This window comes from Persicimonas caeni (assembly GCF_006517175.1).
Taxonomy (GTDB): domain Bacteria; phylum Myxococcota_A; class Bradymonadia; order Bradymonadales; family Bradymonadaceae; genus Persicimonas; species Persicimonas caeni.
This window is the reverse complement of record NZ_CP041186.1, coordinates 7,436,837-7,448,973: the sequence shown is the minus strand read 5'-3', so window position 1 is coordinate 7,448,973 and position 12,137 is coordinate 7,436,837. Positions and strand designations below refer to the sequence as shown.

The window sequence follows — 12,137 nt, the reverse complement described above, 5'->3', positions numbered from 1 at the left end:
CAGGAGTTCTGTCGAACTTCGGGGGCGAAGCTAAACACCCGCACGCCCCGTTGGCGCGCGAATGGAGGCGGGAGTCTTAGCTTATGGTTGGGAGGAGGTCAAGTATGGAACACGCAGCTGATCTGCACGCACGCCGTCACGCGCAAACGCGTCGTCTCTGCAGGGCGTTCGCTTTGGTCGTTTCTCCGAGGCGTAGGCCATGCAAGGGCGCGACGCCAGCTACATGGGGCGCCCTGAACAGCGGGCGTTAAGGACATAGGGGTTGCGTGGCGCAGCGTGTGGGTTGCTGCAGCCGACGATGGCGCGCCTTCAGACATCCAAGTGGCGCAACTCGCAGCCCCAATGTCCTTAACGCGCGTTTTCCAGCGCGCCTTATGTAGTGGACGTGCCGTCTCTGCAAGGCATTCGAAACGGACACACACACCCTACAGTCCAGCAGCGACCTCCCCGGCCGCCCGTTCGCCCGACTCGATCGCGCCGTCCATATACCCGTTCCACTGAGTGGCCGTCTCCGTGCCCGCCCAGTGGATGCGCCCGACGGGGGCGCGCAGCGCGTCGCCGATGGTGGTGTGGACGCCCGGGGGCATGAAGCCGACGTAGCAGCCGCGGCTCCAGGGCTCGGCGAGCCAGTCTTTTTCGGCGTATTCGACCGGTGAGAGGGCTTCGGAGCCGAAGAAGCGGGCGAATTCGGCCAGGACTGCCTGGCGGCGCGCGTCTTCGGGGCGGGCGGTCCACTCGCGGGCGTTCTCGCCGAGCATGAACCCGACGAGCGCGGCGTGGCTGCCGTCGTGGGAGCAGTCGTCGAAGCCGAGCTGGATGGCGCCGGTGTCGGCGAGCATCTCGCCGGAGTAGCCGGCGTCTCGCCAGAACGGGCGTTTGTAGGCGGCGATGCATTTGATGACCGAGCCCATGGGCATGCGTTGGGTGAGCTGGTCTCGGCGCGCGGGGAGCTCGGGGGTGTAGTCGATGCGGCCGCACAGGGTCGGCGGGATGGCGACGATGACGCGCGCGGCGCGGAAGGTCGCCGCGTCGGTGCGCACGGTGACGCCGTCGTCGTCCTGCTCGATGGCGCGCACGGGGTGCTCGAGGCGAACGCGGTCGCCGAGTTCGTCGGCCATCACGTCGCTCAATTGCTGCGCGCCGCCCACGAAGCGCTCTTGTTGAGCGCCCTCCGGGATGCTCGCCAGCCGCATGAACCCGCCGCCGGAGCGGACATAGAACAGAAAGTGCAGAAACGAGACCTCGTTGGGCTCGGCCGCGAAGATCGCGCGCACGGCGAAGTCGAAGGCGGTGCGCGCCTTGGCCGTGCGCACGTTGTTCTGCTTCCACGTCTCGACGGTCATCGCGTCCCACTCGCGCGCCTTTTTGGCGCTGAATGGGCGATCGAGGGGGACCTTCTTGGCCAGGCGGTCGACCTTCATGATCACCCACTGCAGGTCGACGAGGCTCCAGATGGGGAGCGACGGGATGGTGTGTTTGTAGGTCGAGATCTCGCCGCCGATCGACATCGACTTTCGGCCCGTGTCGAACTGCGTAAACCGCTCGATGTTGAGCTCGTCGGCCAGTGCGATGACGCGGTCCTGGGTCGGGCCGACCCATTGGCCGCCCAGGTCGATGACGTAGCCGTCGCTCAAGGCCTTGCTGTAGGTGCGGCCCCCTACCCTGTCCTGCGCCTCGAGCACGACGACGTCGACGCCCTCGCCGTGCAGCTTGCGCGCGGCCGTCAGCCCGGCGAGCCCTGCGCCGACGATGATTACTTCGCTTGCCTGTCGATCTCCATCTGCAGCCATGTGCCCACCTTGTTTTGATCGCTTACGACACAACCTTGTCTACGAGGGGTGTTGTCTAACGGAAACAGTTCACCCTGTCATCTGGCGAACTAAAGGTCACCCGGCAGAAAGATGGAAAAACTCCAAGTTGGCGTGTGCAACTACAGCGATTACCGGCCGCCCGAGGGGTGGAAGGAGCGCTATGTGTCGAAGCTGCAGGCGTATACCGACGCGTTCTCGACCGTCGAGCTCAACCGCACCTTCTACAAGTTGCCGCAGGTCAAGACCGCCGAGAAGTGGCGCGAGAACGCCTGCGAGGGGTTCGTTTTCTGCATGAAGGCCTGGCAGGCGCTCACCCACCCGACGTGGAGCCCGACCTGGCGAAAGCGCACCTCGCAGGTGCCCGACGAATGGCAAAAAGACGTCGGTTGGCTGCGCCCCACCGAGGCGAACCGCTGGGCCTGGCAGCAGACGCGCGACATCGCCGACGCGCTCGACGCAGAGATCGTCGTGCTGCAATGTCCGCCCTCCTTCAAGCCGACCGACAAGCACGTCGGCAACATGCGCGCGTTTCTCGAGAGCATCGACCGCGGCGGTCACACGCTCGCCTGGGAGCCGCGCGGCGACTTCGAAGAGGAGACCGACCTCATCGTCGAGCTGTGCGACGAGCTCGACCTCCTCCACGTGGTCGACCCGTTTCGCAACGACGTGCTCACCGCCAAGCCCGACGCCTACGTGCGCCTGCACGGCAACAACGAGCCCCTGACCGACTTCGACTACAAATACACCGACGCCGAGCTCGCCGAACTCGCCACGATCCTCGACGGGCTGTGCGAGCGCCACGAGCGCGTCTGGTGCATGTTCAACAATTTCGAGAAGTTCGACGACGCGCAGAGGCTTCTGAGGCTGATGCAGGGGGGACTCGACGCCTCCGAATAGTTCTCGAGCGCTCCGCGTGCGTCTCGAGCTTTTCCGGCTTCGCCAAAAATCGAGACACCCCCTTCTGGAACTCTTCCACCCCCTCCAAAAATCGAGACAGCCCCCTCTCGAACTCTTCCACCCCCTCCAAAAATCGAGACAGCCCCTGCAAAAACCGGGACACCCCTCGCTCGAGCCCAGACAGCCACAGCTCGAGCGCGCCGCGTGCGTCTCGAATGCTCCGCGTGCGTCTCGAATGCTCCGCGTGCGTCTCGAATGCTCCGCGTGCGTCTCGAATGCTCCGCGGGCATAAAAAAACCTCCGCGAGCATCTTTGGGCTTGCGGAGGCTTTCTCGAATTTTTCAACGGGGGCTTTGTGCAACTACGGTGGGCTTTCGTCTTTCGGTGCGAGTGCTTCCAGCTCTCGTTGGCGAGGGCAAGATGCCCACGCACCGATGACGAGGGCAAGATGCCCACGCACCGATGACGAGGGCAAGATGCCCACGCACCGATGACGAGGGCAAGATGCCCACGCACCGATGACGAGGGCAAGATGCCCACGCACCGGTGGCGAGGGCAAGATGCCCACGCACCGATGACGAGGGCAAGATGCCCACGCGCCGGTGGCGAGGGCAAGATGCCCACGCACCGAAAACGGAAGCACTCAGAAGTACAGGCGATACCCCGCGTCGATCACAATCGCCCCGGTATTCGAGTCCCCGGTGATACGCTGGTTGAGATCACTCCACCCGAACTCGAGTGTTCCATAAATGGTGCCCGGGCCGACCGCGAAGTCCGCGCCGCCGCCAAACACAAGGCCGTACTCGTCGTTGGTCTGGGTGTTGGTGCCAAAGTCTTGGCCGTCGTTGCCCGAGGCGACCATTTCGGCCTCCATGAAGTAGGCGCGCGGGCCGATCATGCCGTAGGCGCTGATGAACTCGCCGGGGGGCATGAATCTCCAGAGGGCGTACAGCTCCAGGACGAGCATGCGCTGGGTGAGCTCCCAGTCGTAGTCGCCGGCGGTGTCCGAGGTGGGGTCGCCCAGGTTGGGGTCGGTGCCGGTGCCGTCGGCGCCCGGCTGGGTGTACATGAGGTCGAGGCCAATCTCGATAGGACGCTCGAAGCCGGCGAGGTCGACCGGCAGGATATAGCCTGCCGACAGGCCGAAGACCGGCCAGGTGCCCAGGTCGCTGGTGAGCTGCGGGAAGAGCGCGCCGACGTGGGGGGCGACCACAATCGAGTTGGTGGCGGCCGGGTGCTGGGATTCGGCCTCGATCTGGGCCGAGGCGGTCTCTTCTGCACCTGTATCTGCAGGGGCTTCGTCCTGCGCGAAGGCGTTCGTCGAGAAGGTCAAGCCGGCGGCGAGCACCGCGGCGATGAGGAGTTTTGACTGCGTGTTCACTTTGTATCTCCTGTCGATATCAAACCAAATTTCAGGCTGTCCGAGGGCGACGCACGCGGCCATTGGCGCAGCGTGCGTCGCCCGTTCGGGCGCGTGGTCACCCGGTCAACCTCATTCGGAGGTCGCGCCGACCACCGAGTAGTCGGTCGACTGCAGAATGGCGTTGTTGGTGCCCACGCCGCCGAGGACGTACATGATGCCGAAGAGCGGCGTGCTCCCGGGCAGGTAGCGGTCCTCGATGCTGCCGTCGACGGTCAGGTTGCTCCACCACGGGGCCTGGTTTTGACCCGTGCTCAACAGCTCGGCCGACTTGGTGGCCGCCTGGTTGGGTAGGCCGCCCTGGCCGTGGATGAGGAAGAGGTGGTTGTTGGCCACGCCGCCGACGTACCCGGCAAAGCTGCCCATGCCGCGGGTATCGAACGTCTGGCGAGCGCCGAGCGTGCCGCCGGCTCCCACCGAGTAGTAGTCGACGTCGTTGGTCAGACCGGCGCCGGTCTGGCCGCCCATGACGTACAGAATCGGCGGGTTCGACAGGTTGGTCGCGCTCTTCGAGGTGGCCATGGCGGCGGAGTTCTCGAAGCGCGCCCCACTCAAGGTCGCGGCGTTGGTGGTGACCGACTGGATCGTCTGGTCGAGCGGACCGTTGACCTGGATGGTCACGTAGTCGATGTCGGCGAGCGCCGTATCGGTCGCGTCGACACCGCCGGCTGCGTAGATGTGGTGCAGCGTCGGGTCGCTCGGGTCCTCGACGATGGTCAGGCCGTGGGAGTGACGCGCGGTGATCGTCGCGTTCGGGTCGGGCTGGTGCCATTCGCCCAGCGAGCCGATCGGAAGCGGGTTGTCCGCGTTGACCTGGGCCAGGTTCGGGTCGCGCAGCGAGTAGGTAGACGAGCCGTTGTCGGTGACCTCGCCGATGAGCACCTCTTGGCCGAACGGGGTGTTCGGCGACGGGCTGCGATAGATGCGGTAGCTCGTCGCATCGGGGAACGCATCCCAGGTGATGGTGGGCACGAGGTCGCCGCTGACCGGCGCGGGCACGGCCAGGGGCAAGGGCTCGGAGGCCAGGGTCTCGCCGCCGGGGTTATACAGCGGCTCGCCCTGGGCGGGGGTGTCGTTGAGGACCGCCGCGACGCGGTAGTAGTAGGTACCCTCGGTCAGGCCGTTGCCGGCGTCGACCTCGAAGTCGACGTCGCTGATGTCGGGCACGTTGAGCGGGTCGAGGACCTTGGCGCGCAGCACCTCGCCGGTCGCGCCGGTGGTGGTCGCGCCGGTGCCCTTGTAGCCGCCGACGACATAGATGAAGTCGTCGATGCGCACCGACTTGGTCAGCGTCAGGCCGCCTGCGGGCAGGCTGTGTCGCGGCATCGTCTCGAAGGCCAAGGGGTTGCCGAGGCGATCGAGGCGAGCGAATTCGACGGTGTCGAAGGCGTTGTCGGCCGTGCCGTCGTCGCCGCCGATGGCGTACAGGAAGCGCTGCTCACGCGAGGGTTGGCCGGTGTTGGCCACCGGCGTGCGACGCGCGGTGAGCATGTCCGGGCCGGCCTGGAACGGGCCCAGGCGCCAGGCGCTGGCGGGCCACGAGATGGCCACGGGCGCGAATTCGGCGAAGGTGTCGTCGGTGTTGGTCACCGTGGCCACGCAGACCGCGCCCTTCTCGACCGTGGCGTTGTTCAGGTCGACGGTGAACGGGATGGTGGTCGACTGCTCCTGGGCGGTCGAGGCGTTGTAGGTGGTCCAGTCGACGTCGATGGCCAGCGGGTCGATGGTGAACGAGGTGCCCGTGGGGCCCACGCACTCGACGGTGATCGGCTCGCTGTTGGTGGTCTCATCGAGGCGGAAATTCTCGCCTCGGATGGCCCCGGAGCTGATCTCGTTGTCGGGCCAGGTGCCCGGGTTGACCGAGTCGATGACCGGCGGGGCTTCGAGGAGCACCTCGAAGGCGCCCTCGCCGGGGGTGTTGTTCGGGTCGGTCAGGATGCCGACGGTGCCGTCGGGGTTGACCACGATGATGTCGTACTCACCCACGTCGAGGCCCGGCGGGACGATGCCGCTGAGCTCGGTGGCGCTGTTGAAGGTCGCCGCGCGAAGCTCGGTGGCCGTGGCGCCCGAGGTGCTCGTCGCCGGGTTGAGGTAGACGCGCGGGACGGCCTTGAACTGGTTGGCCGTCGGGGCGTTCTCGTCGGCGGTGATCGTCACGCTCGTCGGCGAATTCTGCCAGCCGAAGGTGGGATCGATGGAGGCGATCTGGACGGTGGTCTGGTCGGTGACCTCCACGGCGCCCGGAAGCCCGCCGGTGCAGCCAAACTGGCTGGTCACGCGCACCTCGTAGGAGTCGGCGGTCAGCCCGCTGGGCACGGTCGCCAGGATGCGGTTGGGCTCGGGGCTCGAGTAGCTGCTGATGGTCGTGGCGGTGCCGGTGCTGTCGACGAGCTCGAGGCTGCTCGGAGCCGCGGCCAGCCCGGAGGTGAAGATGGTCACCTGGGTGTCGATGCCGTTGTAGAGCACGGGCGGGTCGACGAAGAAGACGACCGGGAGCGGGTTGACCACGAGCGCGTCGGCGGCGAGGCCGCTGCAGCTCTGGCCGTTGTCGACCTCGATGTCGTAGCTTCCGTCGGTCAGGCCGGCGCTAAACTCGGCTTCGAGTTCGGTGCTGCTCACGAAGGTGACCGTGTCGGCCTGGGTGCGCGTGCCGTCGGAGGCGATCGCGGTGACCGTGGCCCCCTGGGCGAAGTCGGCGCCGTTGACGGTGATCACGCTGGCGGTGTCGGCGCAGACGTTGGCCGGCTGGACGCTCGTGACGGTGGGCGGCGGCGCGATGCCGAATTTGTCGCTGATGGTCGCGTCGCAGGTGGCCACGCCAGGGTTATCGATGGTGACGTCGATCGGGCCCTCGCTGAAGCCGGAGGTGTCGACGTCGACGGTGATCGTCCCGCAGCTCTCGGCGGTCTGGCCGTCGACGGTCAAGGCGGTGCAGTCGCTCACTTTAGAGTCGTCGATGGCGATGCTCTGGCCACCGATGTCGAGGGTGAACCACTGGCCGTCGACCTTGAGGAAGCCGCTGCCGCTGATCTCGATGGAGTTTGTCCCCGTGCTCGTCGAGCAGACGTTGGCCGGGGTGACCGACGCGATGGCCAGCGTGGGCGGCACGGTCAAGATGGTGCTGTCGGAGACCGAGCAGCCGACCGGGTTCGGGTTGATGACCTCGACCTGGGTGTCGCCCGCGGCGAGGGTGCCCTGGGGCAGGCTCAACGTGAGCGTGGTGCATGCCTCGACGGTCAGTCCGCCGGCGACGTTGGCGGTCGCGGCGCAGTCGCTCGCGGCCACGTTGGCCGAGTCGACCGCCACCCCGTCGAGGGTGACCGTGGGCACGGTGCCGTCGACCGTCAGGAAATTCGTGCCCGTCAGGACCACGTCGCGAGCGCCTTCATCGGTGCAAGCGAGCGCGGGCTCGGCGCTCTCGAGGGTCGGGCCTTCGAGCACGGTGAGCAGGTCTTGCTGGGTGTCCGAGCAGCCGGCCGGGTCGGGGTTGGTGACCGAGACTTCCGGGTTGAACGGCGGAGTGCCTGCGAGCTCGGCATCGGAGACGGTGACGACGAGCTCGTTACACGACTGGACGTCCATGCCGTCGACGACGAGCGCCGAGCAGTCTTGCGGGGCGATACTGGTCGGGTCGACAGCCGTGCCGTCGAAGGTGACCGTGGGAAGCTCGAGACCGTTGCCGGCGACGACGGTGATGAAGCCGGAGCCGACGATGGTCACGTCGCGCGGGCCGTCATCGACGCAGACGGCGGGCGGGCGAACTTCGTCGACCGTCGGCGGAGGCACGATGGTCACGTAGGCCTGGTCTTGGTTCGAGCAGCCGGCGGGCTCGGGGTTGGTGACCACGACGGGCTGGCGGCCCGGGTCGACCGCGCCCTCGGGCACGACCATGGTCAAGGTGGTGCAGCTTTCGATGGTGCTGTTCAAGGCCTCGAGCGGCGAGCAGTCCGAGGCGGTGACGTCGAACTCGGTGCCGTCGACGGTGACGGTGGGCAGCTCGCCGTTGATCGTCAGGAAATCGGAGCCGCTGATCTCGAAGGTGCGCTCGCTCTGGGCGACGCAGGCCATCGGCGGGGCGATGGTGTCGATGGTCGGCGGCGGCACGACGCGAAGGTTGATGGTCTCTTCGCTGTTGCACTGCGCCGTTTCGGGGTTGTTGAGCGTCAGCGCGGGATAACCCGGCGCGATATCGCCCTGCGGCAGCGTGATGTCGCCGGCGCTGCAGGTGCGCGCGTCGATGCCCTCGTGGGCGATGTTCTGGCAGTTCTCGTCGGCGAAGCTCACGTCGTAGGTCTTGGCCTCGCCCTCTTCGGGTACGACGGCGACGGTGGGCGTCTGGCCGGCAATTTCGAGGAAGGTCGAGCCCGACACGGTCACGGTGCGGTCGCCTTCGGTCAGGCAGACCACGTCCGGAGCGAGGTCGGTCAGCTCGGGCTTGGGCGCCACGGCGAGCGCGCCCTGCGAGACGGCCTCGTTGTCGTTGGCGTTGGTGACAGTGACGTCGAGGATGCCGGTGGGCAGCGGGCCGGTGGTGCCGTCCGCCAAGGTGAGCTCGGGGTTGACCGTGAAGGTCATCTGCTCCTGGCTCTGCCACTTGAGCAGCCCGCGGTTGGTCGGGTTGTCGGGATCACCGCTGTAGGTGACGTTCGCTGCTTCGGCCTCTTCGCCGGTCAGCGACGTCATCCGGTCGAGCGAGATGGTCGGATACTCGATCCGAGACTCGTCCTCGAGCGAATCGATGACCAGCGGCGAGAAGTTCTGACCGGTCACGGTCACCGTGGTGGTGAGTTGATCGGCGCAGACGATTCCGGGCTCGATCGGTAACGGCTCTTGGTCGGCCGCGGGCGCCTCGAGCGACGGCTCGGGCCCCTCGACATCTTCGCTACAAGCGCTAGCAAAGCCCAAAGCTAGAAGGGCTGTCGCTGACAGCACCCCTCTTAGCTTGCTCAGCCTCTTCGAACATACTCTCATTTGTCACTCCTTATACGAACAACCCTGCCAAACACCGCGCCAAATGCGGCGGCGTCTACCCCACGAGACACGATCTTCCTGATCGGTCTCTGCAGGTCCTAAGAAATACTTCTATTCAGAAGCATACATTTTTTGCGAGGGCGAATGCAAGCGATTCGCTGCTTATAGAGAATACACGCCACAGCGCAATAATCGCACCCCTGCGGGGCACAGAAGGCGCATATTGCGGGGCCCCGCTGCTGCGAGCAAACAGCGCTCTTGGCAAAATAGTATACGGCGTAGTGTCTTGATCGCGGCGCATTTTTTGCCTCCCGGCCAAGCGTAATGGCGAGGACGTCTCCACCTTGCATTTGTCGTGTCGACGTGTAGATCAGTGCGCACAGATCGCTGTCGCGCATTGGCGAACCACATACCTGCCGGAGAAACTCATGAGCACGCTCACGTTTGGAACCCCGAATCAGGAAGGCGCACGCAAGCTACTGTTGCTCGGCTCGGGAGAGCTGGGAAAAGAGGTCATCTTGGAGGCGCAACGCCTCGGCGTCGAGACCATCGCGGTCGATAGCTACGAGGCGGCGCCGGCGATGCAGGTCGCGCATCGCTCGCACGTCATCGACATGCAGGACGCCGACGCCCTTCGTGCGTTGGTCGAGAAGGAAAAGCCCGACTTCATCGTCCCCGAGATCGAGGCGATCGCCACCGCCACGCTCGAGGAGCTCGAGGAGGAAGGCTTCAACGTGATCCCGACGGCTCGGGCCACCCGGCTGACGATGGACCGCGAGGGGATTCGCAAGCTCGTGGCCGAAGAGCTCGGCCTGCGCACCTCGCCGTACGCCTTCGCCAGCACCGAAGAAGAATTCTTGGCCGCCGTCGAAGAGATCGGCACCCCGTGTGTGGTCAAGCCGGTGATGTCGTCGAGCGGTAAGGGCCAGTCGGTCATCGAGCCCGGCGGGCGCGCGCTCGACGCCTGGGAGTACGCCATCGCCGGAAGCCGCGGCCGTTCGCAGCGCGTCATCGTCGAGGGATTCGTCGACTTCGACACCGAGATCACGCTGCTCACCGTGCGTCACGCCGGCGGTACGAGCTTCTGCCCGCCGGTCGGCCACCGCCAGGAAGGCGGCGATTACGTCGAGTCGTGGCAGCCGCAGCCGTTGGCCGACGGCGTGCTGGAAGAAGCGCAGCAAATGGCAGCCAAGGTCACCGAGGAGCTCGGCGGGTGGGGACTCTTCGGCGTCGAGTTTTTCATCGACGGCGAGACGGTCTACTTCAGCGAGTTGTCGCCGCGGCCGCACGACACGGGCATGGTCACGATGGTCAGCCAAGAGCTGAGCGAGTTCGCGCTGCACGTGCGCGCCATTTTGGGGCTGCCGATCCCCGAGATCGCCCTGCTCTCGCCTGGCGCCTCGGCGGTCATTCGCGCCGACGGACACGGCACGAAGCCGATCTTTACGGTCGACACGGCGGCGTTGGAGACGCCGGGGACGCATCTGCGGTTGTTCGGCAAGCCCACGACGCGGCCTGGGCGGCGTATGGGTGTCGGTTTGGCGCGGGCGGAGAGTGTCGAGCAGGCGCGCGAGAACGCGAAAAAGGTCGCGTCGGCGGTGGAGGTCGGTTACGCGGAGGACGCGGATTGAGCACCGGCCGGAGCATTGGAGGCAGCGCTTCCAGCGCTGGAAGCGCTGCCTCCAATAGTTTAAACCAGCGCGTTTCGGCTGCTGTAGAGCGGTGTGAGGAGAAAGGCGTACACGGAGCCGACCACGGCGCCGTAGACGATGTGGAGCAGCATGAAGACGCAGACGCCGGCCAGCCCCTCGTGGGCCATGAACATGCCGGGTTGAACCGTGGCGTGCGGGAGTACCATCGGTAGAAACGTGACGAGAAAGCCCGCCAGGATGATGTGAATCATCGAAAACGCCGCGCCCACGCTCCAGCCGGCCCGGCCGGTGAGATCTTCGAAGCCGTGCACGTAGATCACGGCGAACCATGCCCCCACGATAAGATGTGCGACGAGGCCGGCGAGCCAGCCGGCGCCGCTGCCGGGCTCGAAGCCTAAAAAGGTCCCCAAGAGACTCTCGAGACTGACGGCAATCCCCAACTCGCCGAATACGAGCGCGGCGACCGTCATCGCCAACGCCCCGGCCACGCCTGCAAACACTGCGCGCCCTACTTGCATATGCCCTCCCCCGGCTATGCTTCGGTCGTTCTTTTCGTCAAATAGAAGGTCTACCCCCTAATTGAAGGTTCGACACGGCAGAGCATGCAGGCAAGAAGCCGGTGGGATATGGCCGAAGTTTAATGTTTGCAACGGGTTGTTCTAGTGCAGGGTTGTTCTGGGCCGGCGGTGTTTCGCAAGGGCTCGGGGGCCTCTTCTCGGGCGAATGAACGGCGATGGGGTGCGCCTCGAGAAACCCAATTGCGCCGATCGCATTCTTCCTCGAAGAGGCCCCCGTCGCCCTTGCTTCTGTGTTGGAACGCCCTGCGAGCCGGAAAAGAAGCGTGGGACCTCTGGGCTGGAAGGCCCTGCAAGCCGAAAAACGAGCGGGGGACCTCTCTGACGTAGACCGCGATCGACGCAATTGATTTGCTCCAAGCGCAGGTCGCCGGCGTTCGGTCGGAGGAAGAGAGGTCCCCCGCTCGTTTGAAGGCGACGGTCGCTCTTTTTTCAATGACAATCAGGCGTCCTCTTTGCGCGTCCACCGGTCCGCATCACGGATATCGTACTTTTCGAGCACGCCTTCGAACTCCTCGGTCAGGTCGACGTCGAGTGAGTTGGCGATGCAAACGAGCACGAACAGGATATCGGCGAGTTCGGAGCCGATACGGCCCTCCTCTTCGCTCGACTTTTTGGGTTTCTCGCCGTGCTGGTCGTTGATCTCGCGCGATAGCTCGCCGACCTCCTCGACGAGGCGAGCGAGGTTGGCCAGCGGGCTCCAGTAGCCCTCCTCCCACTGAGAGATCCATCCATCGACAGCGTCCTGAATCTGTTGCAGACTGAGCTCGGAAGACTTTTCGGTCATTTTCATTTCTCCATTCGAGTACGT

At 65.6% G+C, this 12,137-nt stretch carries 7 protein-coding genes; 2 read left to right on the top strand and 5 right to left on the bottom strand.

Annotated features, from left to right (window positions below; genetic code table 11):
• Nucleotides 1–425: 425 nt before the first annotated feature.
• Entirely contained in the window at nt 426–1,790 is a 1,365-nt protein-coding gene (locus FIV42_RS27650) for a flavin monoamine oxidase family protein (RefSeq protein WP_141200826.1), read from the bottom strand.
• Between the two features lie 111 nt (nt 1,791–1,901).
• Between FIV42_RS27650 and FIV42_RS27645 the strand changes: the two genes are divergently transcribed.
• Nucleotides 1,902–2,708: a DUF72 domain-containing protein gene (locus tag FIV42_RS27645; protein ID WP_141200825.1), complete on the top strand. Its 807-nt coding sequence runs from the start codon at nt 1,902–1,904 to the stop codon at nt 2,706–2,708.
• Nucleotides 2,709–3,351: 643 nt separating this feature from the next.
• On the opposite strand, the gene FIV42_RS27640 is transcribed toward FIV42_RS27645, so the two are convergent.
• Both FIV42_RS27640 and FIV42_RS27635 read right to left on the bottom strand, forming a co-directional pair.
• Nucleotides 3,352–4,089 (bottom strand): hypothetical protein, encoded by a 738-nt coding sequence (locus FIV42_RS27640; protein ID WP_141200824.1) that lies wholly within the window; start codon nt 4,087–4,089, stop codon nt 3,352–3,354.
• Between the two features lie 111 nt (nt 4,090–4,200).
• Nucleotides 4,201–9,099: a hypothetical protein gene (locus FIV42_RS27635; protein ID WP_141200823.1), complete on the bottom strand. Its 4,899-nt coding sequence runs from the start codon at nt 9,097–9,099 to the stop codon at nt 4,201–4,203.
• A 428-nt stretch (nt 9,100–9,527) separates the two neighbouring features.
• Here FIV42_RS27635 and purT point away from each other — a divergent pair, with 428 nt between their 5' ends.
• A complete protein-coding gene (gene purT / locus FIV42_RS27630; protein WP_141200822.1) occupies nt 9,528–10,730 on the top strand; it encodes a formate-dependent phosphoribosylglycinamide formyltransferase in 1,203 nt (400 codons plus the stop codon).
• A 59-nt stretch (nt 10,731–10,789) separates the two neighbouring features.
• On the opposite strand, the gene FIV42_RS27625 is transcribed toward purT, so the two are convergent.
• A complete protein-coding gene (locus FIV42_RS27625; RefSeq protein WP_141200821.1) occupies nt 10,790–11,269 on the bottom strand; it encodes a hypothetical protein in 480 nt (159 codons plus the stop codon).
• A 499-nt stretch (nt 11,270–11,768) separates the two neighbouring features.
• Nucleotides 11,769–12,113: a nucleotide pyrophosphohydrolase gene (locus FIV42_RS27620; RefSeq protein ID WP_141200820.1), complete on the bottom strand. Its 345-nt coding sequence runs from the start codon at nt 12,111–12,113 to the stop codon at nt 11,769–11,771.
• Between the last annotated feature and the right edge of the window lie 24 nt (nt 12,114–12,137).